Genomic DNA, 16,319 nt, shown 5'->3' on the forward strand with positions numbered 1-16,319 from the left:
AAAAGGAGCCAATGGCTCCTTTTTTTATCAATCAGTTGAACTTTACATACGCTATCCCCATATAGATTGGTATTAATAAAAATTAACGAAGTGTGAAGAGAATATAATGACGCTTGAGAGAACGGATCGAGTTGAAATTCCAGTGTTGGCGCTACGCGATGTTGTCGTGTACCCACACATGGTGATCCCGCTTTTTGTAGGCCGAGAAAAATCGATAAAATGCCTAGAAGCGGCGATGGAAAATGACAAACAAATCTTTTTAGTCGCACAAAAAGATGCCACTGTTGATGACCCAAAGACCGATGAAATATATGAAGTCGGTACAATTGCAACAGTATTGCAATTGCTAAAACTCCCTGATGGTACGGTCAAAGTACTAGTAGAGGGGACGCAACGGGCTAAGATAGATGAATTTCTAGTAACCGATGATTACTTTTTAGCTCAAGCACAGTTTTTAGAATCTCAAGATATTGAAGAACAAGAGCAAGATATTTTTATTCGTAGTGCAGTAAGCCAATTTGAAGGCTATGTAAAACTGAATAAGAAAATCCCACCAGAAGTTTTGACCTCAGTATCAGGTATTGATGAGGCGTCTCGATTAGCAGACACAATGGCTGCTCACATGCCAATTAAAGTGCCAGAGAAACAAAAAGTGCTGGAACTGAACAGTGTCACTGAGCGTTTAGAATATTTAATGGCGCTGATGGAAGGCGAGATAGACTTGCTGCAAGTCGAGAAAAAAATTCGTTCGCGCGTTAAAAAGCAAATGGAAAAATCGCAACGCGAGTACTATTTGAATGAGCAAATGAAAGCGATTCAAAAAGAACTTGGTGAATTAGATGATGTTCCTGATGAATTCGAGGCGTTAAAAAAACGTATCAGCGAAGCACAAATGCCAAAAGAAGCAGAAGAAAAAGCAGTGTCTGAGCTAAATAAGTTAAAAATGATGTCTCCTATGTCTGCAGAAGCAACCGTGGTGCGCTCGTATATTGATACCATGATTGGCGTGCCGTGGAAAAAACGCTCTAAAGTTAAAAAAGATTTGGCAGGCGCACAGAAAATCTTAGATGCTGACCATTATGGTCTTGAGAAAGTTAAAGACCGTATTATCGAGTATTTAGCCGTTCAGCAACGTACCAATAAACTAAAAGGGCCTATTTTGTGCCTAGTTGGTCCGCCAGGTGTCGGTAAAACGAGTTTAGGACAATCTATTGCGCGCTCTACAGGGCGAAAATATGTTCGTATGGCGTTAGGCGGCGTACGCGATGAAGCCGAAATACGCGGCCATCGACGTACTTACATTGGTTCAATGCCTGGTAAATTAATTCAGAGCATGAGCAAAGTGGGGGTGAAAAACCCATTGTTCTTGCTAGATGAAATAGACAAAATGTCTTCAGATATGCGTGGTGATCCAGCCTCAGCTTTACTTGAAGTGCTAGATCCTGAACAAAATAGCACCTTTGCTGATCACTATTTAGAAGTTGACTACGATTTATCTGACGTGATGTTTGTTGCCACATCGAATAGCTTTAATATTCCAGGTCCGTTGTTAGACCGTATGGAAGTTATTCGTCTTTCTGGCTATACAGAAGATGAGAAGCTGAACATCTCGAAGCAACATTTGATACCTAAACAGATCAAGCGTAATGGTTTAAAGGACTCTGAAGTTGTTATCGAAGACAGTGCAATTATTGGCATTATTCGCTATTACACCAGAGAAGCGGGTGTACGTAATCTTGAACGAGAAATTTCTAAACTCTGCCGTAAAGCAGTGAAGAATATTCTGTTAGATAAAAATATTAAGCAAGTTGTGATTAATCAGGACAACCTAGAAGACTTCTTAGGAGTACAGCGTTTTGACTATGGTAAAGCGGAAGACGGTGATCGCATCGGTCAAGTAACGGGTCTTGCATGGACAGAAGTGGGTGGTGATTTACTCACAATAGAATGTGCAGCCGTGCCAGGTAAAGGAAAGCTTACCTATACGGGGTCATTAGGTGATGTGATGCAAGAATCAATTCAAGCAGCGATGACCGTTGTAAGGAATCGTGCAGACAAGCTTCGTATTAATAGCGACTTTTATGAAAAACGTGATATCCATGTGCACGTACCTGAGGGTGCAACGCCTAAAGATGGTCCGAGTGCAGGTATTGCCATGGTGACATGTTTGGTTTCTAGCCTAACGGGTAATCCAGTTCGTTCTGATGTTGCGATGACGGGTGAAATTACCTTGCGTGGTGAGGTTTTACCAATAGGTGGCTTAAAAGAAAAGCTACTAGCGGCACACCGTGGCGGTATCAAGACTGTCGTGATCCCAAAAATTAATGAAAGGGACCTAAAAGAGATACCTCAAAATGTACTTGATGGGCTAGATATTCACCCCGTTACTTGGATTGATGAGGTATTGGCGCTTGCTTTAGTTAATCCTTTGGAGAGTTTTGCTGTCGAAAACAGCAAAAATGCAGAAAAAGTCTAAAAAAGTGAGTGAAAGGGCTTTTCAAATCTAAAAGGTATGTTAACTTAAGCACTGGTTTTAAGCCTAGCCCTTATCTGGCCTAGGCTTGATAAAGATTTCCGAATTAGAGAGTCGCTGTGATGTCTCTAAATGAACAACAAAAGCGGAATGTTTTAAATATCGGTCCGTTTTTGATAATAACAATGTAAGAGGATGATATTGTGAATAAATCTCAATTAATCGATCAAATCGCAGCTGATGCTGATATTTCTAAAGCGGCTGCTGGTCGTGCTCTAGATTCATTCATCGAGTCAGTAACTGGTGCGCTAAAAGAAGGCGACTCAGTAGCGCTTGTTGGTTTTGGTACTTTCTCAGTACGTGAGCGTGCGGCTCGTTCAGGTCGTAACCCACAAACAGGTGAAACAATTCAGATTGCTGCTGCTAACATTCCTTCTTTCAAAGCGGGTAAAGCATTAAAAGACGCTGTAAACTAATTTTCCTTAGTTAGGCGCGGCTTTACGTAGCTTTACAACTTTTGCTTTACAAAAGCCGTGTACAGCTTCAACAAAAAAAGCGTATCTGATAAGATACGCTTTTTTTACATTAGCGATAAATTCAAAGCGCAGAGGTGCTTTGGCTTAGATAAGAGAAGAACAAATGCTTGAAAAGATCAGAGAAGGCTCTCAAGGCCCAGCAGCCAAGATAATACTTGGCGTCGTCATCTTGTCTTTTGCTTTAGCAGGGATTGGTGGTTACCTAGGTCAAACCACAGAGCAACCTGTAGCAGAGGTCAATGGCGTCAAAATTAGTCAAACAGAATTCGCGCGTGCATATCAAAACGAACGCTCACGTTTAGAACAACAATTTGGTGAGTATTTCGCTCAAATTTCGGCTGACCCTACTTATATGGCGCGTATTCGCCAAGGTGTTGTCGACAGATTGGTGCAACAAGAATTACAAAACCAATTAGCGGCAGAGCTAGGCTTACGTGTTAGTGATGAACAAGTCAAAGACGCGATTTTAGAAATGCCATATTTCCAAATCGGTGGCCAATTCAGTAACGACCGTTACTTGCAGTTAATTCGTCAAATGAATTTCCAACCAGATACATTTCGCGAGTACTTACGTGAAGAAATGACTCGCAATCAATTAGTATCAGCTATCGCTGGAACAGACTTTGTATTGCCAGCTGAGCTTAAGCAAGCCGTTGCATTACAACAGCAAACTCGAGATTTGGATTACGTTGTGCTAAGCAAAGACCTATTCAAATCTAAAGTTGAAGTGTCTGAGCAAGAGATCAAAGATTACTATCAGTTAAATCAAGGCATATTTCAATCTCCAGAGCGCGTTGCTCTTGAATACCTTGAGTTAAAAGCAGACGAAATCGAGCCAGCTAAAAAAATTACTGACGAAGATGTACTGGCTTACTACGAAGAGAGTAAAAACCAATATTTAGAGCCTGAAAAACGCCGTGTATCACACATTCTGATCGAAGGCTCAGAAGATGATGCGGATGCTAAAAAAGCAGCTCAAGACATCTTAGCTCAATTACAAAATGGAGCTGACTTTGCGCAGCTGGCAGAAGAAAAGTCGAATGACATTGTTAGTGCTGAGGTAGGTGGTGATTTAGACTGGATTGAACGTGATATGATGGATCCAGAATTTGAATCTGCTGCATTTGCTTTGCAAAATGTTGGTGATATTTCTGATGTTGTCACTTCGGAGTTTGGTTTTCATATTATCAAGCTAACAGATATCCAGCGTCAGCAAGTTAAAGCATTTGAAGATGTTAAAGATGACTTACGTGCTGAATTAGAAAAAGCTGAAAAAGTTGATGCATTCTATCAAAAGCAAACAGAAATAGCTGAACTTGCATTTGAGGTTGCAAATTCACTACAAGATGCTGCTATTGCTGCAGGTGTAGAGTTGAAAACAACAGAGCTAGTTACAAGAAGTGCTTTGCCTGCGCCTTTAAACACTTCTACTGTAACAACTGCTATTTTCAGCCCAGAAGTACTAGAAGATAGAGTGAACTCTGAGGTTTTGGAAGTGGCTAGTGAGCACATTGTTGTAGTTCGAGTTAAAGATTATCAAGCTGCATCGACAAAGCCTTTGGAAGAGGTAAGTGAACAAGTTAAAGTGACACTAACAAATGATAAAGCGTCAGCTTTGGCTAAACAGCAAGCACAAGAAGCATTTACTAATCTGCAAGGCGGTAAAATATTGGCGGACATCGCTTCTGAATACTCAACAGAAGTAAAGTCAGAAGCACAGCTTAAGCGTCAGTCTTATTCAGTTGCGCCTGCTATTGTTAAAGAAGCATTCCAACTACCTCATCCAAGTGCAGATAAAGCGCAACTTGCGATGGTGGAATTAAACAATGGTGATGCAGCATTGCTTAAGCTTAAGGCGGTTAATACACCACAAATTGGTGATGAAATTGACCCTCAGCAAAAGCAGAATATTACGATGACTCAAGTAAACAAAAACTATACTGCTTTTATCGAATCACTCAAAGCGCAAGCTGAAGTGACAAGACCACAGCTCAAGCTAGCAGAAGAAAACTAAGTTTTAAATGTAACAAAAAGAGGTGTCAAATAGACACCTCTTTTTTATTCTAGGGCTATATCTTTCTTTTAACCCGCTCTAACAATGACACTTTGCTCCCTAGCGGACTTCGGACGCTAATTTTAATAGATGTGCACTAAAGTTAAGTCCCCGCTGTTTTGCACCAGTTAGGTTTATACGAAAGCTCAGATTATTTGCATCAGCAATCAAACCTATCATAGCGCCTTGACGAAATCCCTCACTGGTATCAGCAACAATCAAAACAGGATGTTTCTCTAGCTCAGCCAGCCAATATTGTGTTTGCTGTCTATTTTGTTGACTTAAAAACAATACATCACAGAGTTTTACCTGATCTATATTTTTTAGCTCAATTACTTGCGTATTGTTGGGCATATTTTGATCCCGTAGTAAGTCGAGTATCGCTTGATATAGCCCATGGTTTCCTACAACGCAAAAGCTTAACTTTTCAGGCGGTGGAGGAGGCCATTTACTAAACTGGCTAAAACGATATAAAAATGCTGCTTTTAGCTCATTTTCGCTAAGCCCTTGTTGTGCTTTGGTTTGGGGATAAAAAAGTAAGAAGAATAAAGCAAAAAGTACTTTAATCATTATCCCAGCTCCAATTGACTGAGAGGTGTACTTGACGACGTCTCTGAACATAAGGGATAAAGCCGTCACCCGTAATGTCTAGAACTTCCTCATCTGTAATGTTTCTTACGCCTAAGGCAATAGATAACTTGTTAGTGCTTTGCCAGCTTAAGCTGGCGTCATGACTGGAAAACTTTGGCAATGTATAACCAAAAGATTCTCGTTTGCTGACGGCATGTGAGTGCAAGCTTAAGAGAAAACCCGACTTACCAAGTGGTACGCTAAAACGCAGCTGACCGATAAACTTAGGAGAGTTGCCAATATCAAACCCACCATTGAGTTCAGAGCGCTGAAATGCCATGTTGGCGACCAGTGACATACCATTGTGCCAACGTTTATCAACGCCAAACTCAAGTCCCCGACTTTTGATAGGCGGGGTGTTAAAATAGGTCGGGTAGTATATATCTCTATGGATCAAATTCTTAATATTTGATTGGTATATCGTGGCAAAAGATGAAAAAGACGAGCTCCATCTCTGTACAAGGCTGACTTCACTATATTTTAGTGTTTCATTATCGGGCGCTGGTATATCAAAAACACTGTTGGCATTGCGTTCTAAAAAGTTGGTCACTCTAAAAGCACGACTGTGACGAATGAGTAGATTGTGGCTATCTGCAAATTGGTATTTCAAAGTAAAACTTGGAGACCATCTAGCAGTGCTAAAATCTGAGTTGTCGTGCCTTAGTGCCCACTGAAACTTTAATTCTGGACTTAATCGCCAGAGGTCTTGTATGTATAGCCCATAGCGAGATTCGTTACTTTTATGGTACAAGTCGAACTCGCTTGGGATGCTGGCTATGGAGCTAAACTCTTGGCGGTGATCTTTTTGAAAGTCAAAGCCAACCATTAATTCATGAGCATCAAGGCCCAAAAAAACAAGCTGACCATCTATATTACTCCAACGGCCCGAGTTTAGAGTGCGTTCAAAAATAATATTACCGTCTGGGAAGGTAAGTGGTGCATCTCGCTCATAGTCATTGCCATGGGTCGACATGTGAAAATACGCTTCAATATCGTTAGAAATCTTGTCATCAAATGTGAGCGCAAGGAAGTAAGCATCGTTTTGTATTTTTTCTAGTTCAGGTATGTTGTTTTTAAACAAACTAAAGCCATCAGGGAAGTTGCGTGCTCGTTTTGAGCCGGCTGCCTGAAACTGTAGATTCCCTGTTTGATGACTAAACATTATACGAGTACTTTCTTCATTATTAAGGTGCTGCCATTTAATTAACTCAGGAGGCACCTGCAGTACTGGGTAAGCAATAGAATCAAGTTGCGTTTTACTTAATGACAGCCAACTATCGGAGCCAGAAGCAGAACGAAACCCTGTCGTCACTCTCGCGTGCTTTGCACCATCGTTAGTGGTAGATGCCGCGATATTTACATCCCCCAATTTACTGGTCGTTTTAGTGACGATGTTTATCACACCTAGCAAAGCGTTATTACCGTACAAGGCAGCTGAAGCTCCTGGGCTATATTCAACGCGCTCAATCAGCCCCACATCAACGAAATTCTCATAACCTAAAAGTCCCGCATCCAAGAGATTTTCATTCATTCTTGTGCCATCGAGTAAAAATAAAAATCGCGAATTAAAATCACCCGGGCGACCTATTCCTCTGGCGCTGAGATAGGTAAATGAAGTATCGTCTCGTGTAGTTGTGCCAACAAAAAGGGCTAAGATATCAGCAAGAGATTGTAGATTGAACTGCCTAATGTCTTTGTCTGTGATCACATGAGTGACAGCCATACTATCGCTACTGGAGCGTTCGATTCGTGAAGCAGCAGAAACCTGTGTATTCGTTGGTAATTGATTAAGCTGTTGGTCTAATAAGTCTTCTAAATCAGGCAGTGGCGCACAGAGAGCTGTTCTACTAGTTAATGCTGCTATACACAAAGCAGCTGCAAAGTATTTATTTATCATGCTGATGCCTGTTTACTATAAACCTGAAAATTGTTTTTCCCTGCTCGTTTAGCTGCATACATGGCATCATCTGCACAATTGAGCAAGTCCATTGGCGAGCTTGCATCTGAGGGTGTATATGCCACGCCGATACTGATACCAATCGGCATTATGGTATCTTTGATTACGATAGGGCGATTGATACTACTGACTATTCTCGCCGCTAACCTTTCTGCATTTTCGGTTGAATCAATATTAGGAAGTAGCAGCGCAAACTCGTCGCCACCAAGGCGGCACAACAAGTCGTCACTGCGAATAATTGCACTGATCCGTTGACCAACCTCTATCAATGTATCGTCTCCTGCGTCATGGCCAAAGTTGTCATTGACGTATTTGAAGTTATCTAAATCTATAAACATCAAGCAGTTTATTGAGTTTGAGAATTTGCTCTCAATGGTGATCTCTTTAAGTTTTTGATTCAGTGCGACGCGATTAGGTAGTTTGGTTAATGGATCGGTGCGAACCATTTGTTTAAGTTGCTGGCCTTGCAGCTGTTCTTGCTCTAGTTGCTGCCTAAGTTCCGCCTGAGAGATATCTACACGCTTGAGTAATTCGTTAAAACTTCGAGTAAGTATGCCAATTTCGTCATCACGGATAACATTGGCGCGTAGCTGAAAGTTATGCTCTTTTGAAACTCTTTGTGCCAATTTGGACAAAGATAAGAGAGGGGTGAGTGCGCCACGCTGAACACGGGACAGCATAAACGCAGAAATTGTAAACAGTACAGTAATTAACAGGGCTAACATCAAAACCAAACGCAAAAACCAGTACAGCATGCCTGTTAAATCGAGCACCATAATTAGGTCGCCTTCAGTTTTTCCTTTGATAGCAACTGGATAATATAGGCGCATTCTTACGCCTTCATACACTCTTTGCGGCTGTAGGCCAACTTGTTGATAAAGTTCCGCTGACGGGATAAAACTCGGCTCGGTGTACTCGCTGAATACTTCGCCGTTGGTTTTTCGCAAAGAAATAAATAGCACTTCTTTTTGGTTACCCACCAATGACAGCTCTTTAGTTGCAGTATCAGCATCGTTAAAAACGAGCATGGGCACCACGTTATGAGCCAACTGGGCGAGGTTGATTTCGGCTGTTTCGGCTTGTCTGTCTCGTACTACAAACCACAGCAATATAGTTGTAAGTGTAAACACCAATAGCATACTGCTTGCCATAACAGACAAATTTAACCGTGTTAACCTTTTAACAAGTGATATGGAAGGTAATGGCTCGTTCAAGTGCACCCCACAAACCAAATAATTGTATTGCTTCAACTAAATATAGATTAGAGATGCTTAAAAAACAGTAATTTTTGATTGAATTCATACTGCATTATTGAACTAATCACAATTTAAAAATAGCAGTGTCTGAAAAGGTGCATTCGATCTGCAAGTGAAGTGATGAATTTAAACTTGGCCCTCCCTTTATTTCAGATATAATACTTTTGTTTAAACAATTAAGGATATCTCAATGAAATTTATGCAGATTATGGAAAGAATAGTTATAGCTGCTGTTTTGTTCATAAGCACTATCAGCTCAAATCTCGCGCACGCATCAAATATACCTTTGTCTATCGTTAAGCCAGCTGGTGAATTTGGAGTAATACAATCCCTTGTTTATAATCATGAAAAAACGATGGTGGTTATAGACTCAATTGATAACAAAAACTTTTTGAGTGTCTTAGATTATGTGGATACGCGTTTTGTTGTGTCTAAAAGATTGCCTTTACCGAGTCAAGTAAGTGCTTTTGTGCATTATGAGGAGTCAAGTAATGGTCATATTATCGCAGCTTTAGGTATGATAAGTGGCGAAGTAGCCTTAATAGATGTAACTAGCCGAGCCTATACAAAAGACATTAAAATTTCAGATGTACCTATAGAAACTCTGACGCTCAAAAAACAATTAGATAGTTTCCCTAATAAACTGCTTAGTGCCTCTGCAGGAAGATTGACAGTAATTGACCTAGCTAATAATTACAATTTGCAAAACTATGAGGCAGGCGCTGGTGCCTTTGTACAAGGCAGTTTTAGTCAAGCAAATGCACAAGAGTTTTTGTTTGCCGATGGCTCTATTTATACTTTTACAGAAACAGGGTTAAGCAAAGTAGGGCAGTTAAATATTGAAACGTTTACGGGTATACCTATCTATGCATTTGATGATGATAGCGATGGGTTTGATGAAGTGTTATTGCAATCATCTACTCCCCGTGAAGGTGGTGAATACCAACAGCGTCATTTAGCTTTGTTTAACGTTAAAAAAGCCCAAAGAGTCTGGTTTAGTGAGGATCTTGAGTCAATAAAACACGATGATATTTACAATAAACAATTCCACAGTTTGGATATAAGCCACGCTAAACCTGTGGCGCTTTTCTCTTACCCGCGAATGCACCCTGTGTTCACTAGCCATCCGCCCTTTAAATTTTGTACAGTTGTTATTGAGCAGGAACTAAAAGCACCGACTTGTTACGAGCGCGGCTCTGTTGATTTTCACCCTGATATTGAGCTCGCTTATATTCGAGATTTTGATTCAGATGGCAAGCTAGATATTTTGCAGATTGGTAGATTTAAACATGGCACCCCTCATAGTCTGTTGCTTGATATTATCAATACGCCGCAACACGCTTGGGACACAAACAGCATGCCAATGCCTGATAATCGTTGTAACCTTTCCTTGGAAAACGCTTTGGTAACATATAACGGTCAACATACCATTCAATGCCGAACTGAGGTGAGAGGTAGAGCAGGCCATGGGCGTACGATAAAATATCTAGACTTCATAAGTTGGATATCTCTAACTTCCAACGAATTATTGGAGTCCAATGTAGTAGGTCTAGGGACCTGGGATTATCATTTACAATGCGACGAATATGAATTTGTGGACGAACTGAATGGTAACGATTTGAATGACAGGTTGAGTTTTCGTCGTTGTGGAGGTGTGTTATACAGCTTTTATGCAAATAATGTGCATTATATATCCGTTTGGGCTGATGAAAATCGATCAAATGGTATGGAGCAAATTGACCTGGTAGCGTCTATCGGTGCTCCTACAAGTGATTTAAGTGCGCAACCGAATAAATTACGCTATAGCAGCGCAAGTCATGGCCTATTTTTGCATTACCCTTCAGGTACTTGGTTTTATGGCGTAGGTGAGGGCATAACAAAAATAGACAATGAAATGACGTTTGTTGATATAGCGTATAGCGCTATAGCGGGTAAGATGGAAGTGTTGGGCCTTGGTGCTGACGGTGCGTTATACGTGCTGAAAAATGACGGTAGTTATAGTAAACAGCTGGCTTTATGTGAAGAAAACAAAGCGTTGTCTATTAATGAATTATCAGCAAATTCCTTAGTGTATAGCTGCGATGGTGTCTTTGGCGCCTATGATACACTTACCCAAACTATCGTGTGGAAAAATACTGATCCTAATCATTGGCAAAAAGTATTTTTTCAACAGCTCGAAGGTGAACGCTATCTTTATACCTCTAGCTCAGACCCTCGTGTATATCGATTTATAGATAAACTTGCACCGGTTGAAGATATTGCGCAAAAGACTTTATCAGTTCATGTCAGATCTGCACTTGATATTACTTTGAGTGATTGGTTTAGTGGCCAACATTATGTTTTTGATCATCAAGCAAAAGATGCACAGTTAGTTGCTACGGATGTAGGTGATGGGAGCTACCAATACCAACCAGCTAAGATTGGTAAAGAGTACCTTGATTACAAGGTGATTAATGGCCAATCTGAAGTAGCTCATGGCAGTGTTATCATTGAAGCTTACAACACGGTCCCTGTAGCTAACTTGGTTGAAAAGAGTATTCATTGGCGAGGGGTGTCACAAATCAATTTGTTGGGGCAAGATGATGATAACGAAGCGATAAGTTACGAAATTACCACGCAACCTCAAGCGGGTCGTATCACAGAGTTTGATGTCACAACTGGGTTGTTAAAGTTTGACCCAATGGCCAGTCAAGTCGATCTTGTTTCTTTTACCTATCGTGTTGCCGATCCCAGTACTGAATCAGAGCTTGCACAAGTATTACTGAAACTAACTAATTCTGAGCCAGTGGCGCAGTCGAATGATGTATCTGTGAACACTAACCAAACTGTCACATTTGTCCTAAAAGCGAGTGATAGCGATGGCGATCCATTAACCTTCCATCTGAGCGATACAGGTGGCATAGAAGGGCTGACGCTAGTTGAATCGACGGGAGAGGTGACATATAAAGCTGCGGCGAATATGACCAAACCTGTGTCATTTGAGTTTTATGTCAATGATGGCCGCACTAACTCAAAACCACAGTTAGTTAAAATCTCTAATGCAGATAATAAAGGCTCAAACAGTAGTTCAGGGAGTTTTGACCCAAGGCTGTTGTTGTTGGCATTATTAGTATTAACATACTTACGACGCTTAGGTCAAAGAGCTGTGCAGCAGCAGTAGCTAGATAAACTAAAACGATGTATACGGTCTGTTAGAGCGTATACATCGATTTTTATCTGCTATTTTGAAAGAGGCTTTTTAAGCTTGTAATATCTTACTTCCACTTTTATTCTCAGCATCTCGCTTTAAATTGGTTAATTCATCAATCAGCTCTAATAGCTCGGGCTCAATGTCGCTAATAGTGCGATTTTGTTTCAATGCCGTTTCTAATGTCTCAGCCAAGCTTTTTAGCTTTGGAACGCCGGTATAGCAGCATGCACCATGGAATTTATGAATAACGCTCAGCAGGGCTTGGACGTCTTGTTGTTCATATGCTTGCTCAAGTGTTTCGAGCAATCCGCTTAACCCATCTAGCAACATATTTAGCATCTCAAGTGCTAAGTCTGGCTTTCCTCCTGCGTGTTGAAGCGCTAATTGCCAGTCTAATAAAGGGCTTTCAAACGGCGCAACACTATGTTCATGGGGCGTTTTGTTCTTTTGCTTACTCTTGGGGGCGCTGGTACTGTGGTCGCAAATAGTTTGTCTGAGCATGTCTTCATCAATGGGCTTGGTGAGATAGCCTTTAAAACCGTCTTTTAATAGCTGCTCTTTTTCACCCGCGAGGGCATGCGCAGTAACTGCGATGATTGCTGTATCTTCGTTTAATGACGACTCTAAAATGGTTTTACATGCCGTAATACCATCCATTATTGGCATCTGAATATCCATAAAAATCAAGTCGTACTTATGTGTTTTACACAGGCCTACGGCTTGCGCACCGTTGTGCGCGGTATCAATAGCCTCGACCTGCTCTTCAAGTAAGGTAGACAGCAGCTTTAAATTAGCATCATTGTCATCGGCAATGAGCACTTTCATTGGTAACATCTGCATGTCGTTTTCTTCAAGAGCGATGCTAGGGTGATCTAAACGATACGGCGCTGCTAGCACTTCACAGAGTTTTCTGTGATTAAGTGGTTTACTTAAACATGCGTCGGCTCCGCTACCAATCAATGACTCGCGCATGTTATGAGAAATAGTATTCAACATGAGGTATAAGTAGTCAGCGGCACCGCGTGCTTTGGCAATATAGCTTTTTACCAGTTGCATATGTTCAACACTTGCCATGTTGCCAATCAGACAAATATCAAAGCTGAATTCTTTTTCAAGGGCATCAAAAAATGACTGCTCGTCTTCACAAGACGTTACTTGCATATCCCACTCTTGCAACAGCGACACGACAGCGGCATGGGTATGAGATTGTGGTTCAAAATACAAAATACGTTTATTCGCTAATGAGCTATTTGGCAAGTCATCGTTATAAATACGATTAGGCAATTCAAATACGGCATTAAAAGTAAAACAGGTGCCGTTACCCGGCGCTGAGTTTAGTGTAATGCGACCCTTCATTGCTTCAACAATGTGTTTAGTAATGATCAGGCCAAGGCCGGTTCCGCCAAATTTACGGGTAATACTTGAGTCTGCTTGGGCGAAAGGAATAAATAATGCATCTTGCTTATCCATCGCTATTCCAACGCCAGTATCGCTTACAGACACCAACAAAGAGGCATGTGAATCGTCTAACAAGCGATAAGATACATCGACTTTGACTGACCCTTTTTCGGTGAATTTAATTGCGTTACTGACTAGGTTTATCAGCACTTGCTTAAAGCGTGTGGGATCGCCAACCAAATTATCTGGGACTTGGCGATTAATCGCGATTGATAGCTCCAAGTTTTTGTCATGAGCACTGGGTGCAAGCAAGGTCATTACCTCGTTGATAGCATCTCGCAGTTGGAATTGAATATTTTCTAAGTCCATTGCGCCAGCTTCTAACTTTGAGAAATCCAAGATGTCACTGATGATGTTCAAAAGGCTGTTTGCAGAGAGCTCTATGGTATCGAGATAGTCTTTTTGGTGTTTATTGAGTGGTGTTTTATATAACTGACGGGTGAAGCCAATTACGCCGTTGAGTGGCGTTCTTAACTCATGACTCATTTTAGCCAAAAAGTCAGATTTTACTTTGTTGGCATCCTGCGCTTCTCGTTTGGCAATATTCAGCTGAATGTTTTGCGTCTCATACTGTTCTAAGGTCTCTTTATAATCGCTGGTCGCTTGGTCAATGTGTTTTTGCATTTCGTCACGTTGACTGATCATTTTCTCATTGATGGTATTGAGGCCTTGGCGCAATAGCTCAAATTCTCCGACCATTTGCTGCTCAATATCGATATCACGTTTGCCCTCTACCAGCTTGTCGGTAGCCAGTAGCAGTTGAGAAAGTGGCTCGGTAAACATTTTGCTGATCCGAAAAGATAAAAAAACTGCCAGCAGTAACGCAAATAATATAATGCTGCTACTCCAAATTAACGCTTTTTGCTGAGAGATCAGCGCCTGATTTTGACTTACTTCAATGGCTAATACAGCGAGTGTTTTGGGGTGGGTGGTGTGCCAGCGATCTAATAGTTTTGAAAAATGTTTAATTGGTGTGAAAAACACAAAAGAGTCGTTTAGTTTTACCAGCTCCGTTTTATGTAACTGTGATACATCACCAAAAAAATACAGTTGCTCGAATTGCTCGTGATAGTTACTGGTCAGTAGCAGCTGGTTATCTTCGTCAAACAAGGCAATACTTTTGACTAGCGGCGCGTGTTTATTGTGTGCGGTGCTGATAATTCGGTGCAGTGCCGCTCTGTCTTGCTGTAAAACAGCCTGTTCTGCTGCAATGGCTAGTGGCTCCGAGATACTACTACCTTGTTGATAGATAATTTCTTCAAGCTCAACATAACGATTTACGGTAAAATACCCGCCAAGTATTAAGCCGATCAGCACTGTTGGAATGATGGTAAGTGCTAGAATACTGTCTCGAAGGCTAAGTTTTGTCATGTAGGGGGAGTGCGCAGAGTCATTTCATTTATCAATAGATTATCTAGTTAGGCGCTGATTAGCAATGTTTAAGGGGTAGGTAGAGTATGGCGCAGTTTTTTAAAGCTAAAGCAACATCGTCAAAGGGTAAAAACTTAGAACTGGCTATTGAGTCGATAGACCATCAAGGTCGTGGCGTTGCCAAACATCAAGGAAAAGTGTGTTTTGTTGATGGGGCATTAGCAGGTGAGCGCGTTAAGGCACAGATTCAGCAAGAAAAAGCCAAACTGACTATTGCTAAAACGGTTAAGGTAATCACGCCAAGTGAGCAGCGTACGGCAGCATTTTGTCAAGATTATCAACGCTGTGGTGGCTGCCAATTACAGCATTTAAATCATAAAAATCAGCTAGAGCACAAGCACAAAGCCTTGGATGCATTATTTAGCAAATTCAGTAAAGTAACAACTCTGCCATGGCAATTGCCGATTGAGAGTGAGCCTACTCATTATCGCAGAGCGGCGCGTATAGCGTGTATTTTTGATACCTCATCTCAACAACTAAAGTTGGGTTTTAGAGGTGCAAAAAGTAAGCAAATCATAGAAATAAAGCAGTGTGATGTATTAACACTGCCATTTGCAGACACATTTGCTCGCCTTCGAGAGGCGTTAAATACACACAAAGCTTACTCAAGTATTAGCCATATTCAGTTGTGTGATGCAGACAATGGTCAATACGTGTTGTTGAGGCATACCAAAAACATAGCGCAAAATTTTAAAGATGAACTGGCTGAAGCGCTCGAAGATTATCAATTGTTGTGGGATGACGGTTCAGAAAATGTAGTTTATCCTAGGCTGCCTAGCTATCAGGCTGCTCAGCTACACTTTGAATTTAAACTTGATAACTTTGTGCAAGTAAATCGCGCCGTTAATGAAAGCATGTTGTTACAAGCCTCCAATTGGCTTGAATTATCCGCACAAGATAAGGTGCTCGACTTATTTTGTGGAATAGGTAATTTCTCATTATTGATGGCAAAACAAGCAAATGAAGTGATTGGTGTCGAAGGTTCACAGTCATCGGTTGCAATGGCCAAGCAAAATGCGCACACTAATCAACTCACCAATGCGCGATTTTATTGTTTTGATTTAACTCAGTCGTTGGCACAGGCAAACTGGTTTGAGGCGTCTTTGAATGTATTGCTACTTGACCCGTCTCGAACAGGGGCATATGACATACTCAAACAGTTGCCACTGATGCAGTTTGAAAAAGTATTATATGTGTCTTGCGACCCAGTGACGCTGGCACGTGATAGCGCATTGTTGATTGAAGCCGGTTTTGAATTAGACAAAATAGGGCTAATGAATATGTTCCCGCATACGGGGCATATTGAAACTATGGCGTTGTTCCAAAGGAGGTAAC

9 protein-coding genes are annotated in these 16,319 nt (G+C 41.2%); 5 read left to right on the forward strand and 4 right to left on the reverse strand.

Annotated features, from left to right (window positions below):
• Positions 1–106: 106 nt before the first annotated feature.
• From lon to ppiD, 3 genes are all read left to right on the forward strand, one after another.
• Entirely contained in the window at positions 107–2,476 is a 2,370-nt protein-coding gene (lon, locus tag HC733_RS11715) for an endopeptidase La (RefSeq protein ID WP_190365230.1), read from the forward strand.
• Between the two features lie 200 nt (positions 2,477–2,676).
• On the forward strand, positions 2,677–2,949 hold the full coding sequence (hupB, locus tag HC733_RS11720; protein WP_125253533.1) for a nucleoid-associated protein HU-beta: 273 nt from the start codon (positions 2,677–2,679) through the stop codon (positions 2,947–2,949).
• Between the two features lie 163 nt (positions 2,950–3,112).
• Positions 3,113–5,023 (forward strand): peptidylprolyl isomerase, encoded by a 1,911-nt coding sequence (ppiD, locus tag HC733_RS11725; RefSeq protein ID WP_190365231.1) that lies wholly within the window; start codon positions 3,113–3,115, stop codon positions 5,021–5,023.
• Between the two features lie 99 nt (positions 5,024–5,122).
• Here ppiD and HC733_RS11730 read toward each other — a convergent pair whose 3' ends face one another.
• The 3 genes from HC733_RS11730 to HC733_RS11740 are packed head-to-tail and all read right to left on the reverse strand — an operon-like array spanning position 5,123 to position 8,788.
• Complete coding sequence (locus tag HC733_RS11730) at positions 5,123–5,632, reverse strand: YfiR family protein (protein ID WP_190365232.1); 510 nt, start codon at positions 5,630–5,632, stop codon at positions 5,123–5,125.
• Positions 5,625–7,589 (reverse strand): TonB-dependent receptor plug domain-containing protein, encoded by a 1,965-nt coding sequence (locus tag HC733_RS11735; protein ID WP_190365233.1) that lies wholly within the window; start codon positions 7,587–7,589, stop codon positions 5,625–5,627. The genes HC733_RS11730 and HC733_RS11735 overlap by 8 nt, the downstream gene beginning before the upstream one ends.
• Positions 7,586–8,788, reverse strand: a complete 1,203-nt coding sequence (locus HC733_RS11740) for a sensor domain-containing diguanylate cyclase (RefSeq protein WP_190365234.1) — start codon at positions 8,786–8,788, stop codon at positions 7,586–7,588. Before HC733_RS11740 ends, HC733_RS11735 begins: the two co-directional genes overlap by 4 nt.
• A gap of 307 nt (positions 8,789–9,095) precedes the next feature.
• Here HC733_RS11740 and HC733_RS11745 point away from each other — a divergent pair, with 307 nt between their 5' ends.
• On the forward strand, positions 9,096–12,065 hold the full coding sequence (locus HC733_RS11745; RefSeq protein WP_190365235.1) for an Ig-like domain-containing protein: 2,970 nt from the start codon (positions 9,096–9,098) through the stop codon (positions 12,063–12,065).
• A 78-nt stretch (positions 12,066–12,143) separates the two neighbouring features.
• Here HC733_RS11745 and barA read toward each other — a convergent pair whose 3' ends face one another.
• Positions 12,144–14,924: a two-component sensor histidine kinase BarA gene (gene barA, locus HC733_RS11750; protein WP_190365236.1), complete on the reverse strand. Its 2,781-nt coding sequence runs from the start codon at positions 14,922–14,924 to the stop codon at positions 12,144–12,146.
• Positions 14,925–15,010: 86 nt separating this feature from the next.
• Here barA and rlmD point away from each other — a divergent pair, with 86 nt between their 5' ends.
• Positions 15,011–16,318, forward strand: coding sequence for a 23S rRNA (uracil(1939)-C(5))-methyltransferase RlmD (gene rlmD, locus HC733_RS11755; RefSeq protein ID WP_190365237.1), 1,308 nt, complete (start codon positions 15,011–15,013; stop codon positions 16,316–16,318).
• Position 16,319: the final 1 nt, after the last annotated feature.

This window comes from Pseudoalteromonas sp. S16_S37 (assembly GCF_014694405.1).
GTDB lineage: Bacteria > Pseudomonadota > Gammaproteobacteria > Enterobacterales > Alteromonadaceae > Pseudoalteromonas.

Excerpts from the sequence above, each read along its gene's own strand:
- lon (WP_190365230.1), top strand. The coding sequence starts at position 107 with ATGACGCTTGAGAGAACGGATCGAGTTGAAATTCCAGTGTTGGCGCTA.
- ppiD (WP_190365231.1), top strand. The coding sequence starts at position 3,113 with ATGCTTGAAAAGATCAGAGAAGGCTCTCAAGGCCCAGCAGCCAAGATA.
- HC733_RS11730 (WP_190365232.1), bottom strand. The coding sequence starts at position 5,632 with ATGATTAAAGTACTTTTTGCTTTATTCTTCTTACTTTTTTATCCCCAA.
- HC733_RS11735 (WP_190365233.1), bottom strand. The coding sequence starts at position 7,589 with ATGATAAATAAATACTTTGCAGCTGCTTTGTGTATAGCAGCATTAACT.
- HC733_RS11740 (WP_190365234.1), bottom strand. The coding sequence starts at position 8,788 with ATGCTATTGGTGTTTACACTTACAACTATATTGCTGTGGTTTGTAGTA.
- HC733_RS11745 (WP_190365235.1), top strand. The coding sequence starts at position 9,096 with ATGAAATTTATGCAGATTATGGAAAGAATAGTTATAGCTGCTGTTTTG.
- barA (WP_190365236.1), bottom strand. The coding sequence starts at position 14,924 with ATGACAAAACTTAGCCTTCGAGACAGTATTCTAGCACTTACCATCATT.
- rlmD (WP_190365237.1), top strand. The coding sequence starts at position 15,011 with ATGGCGCAGTTTTTTAAAGCTAAAGCAACATCGTCAAAGGGTAAAAAC.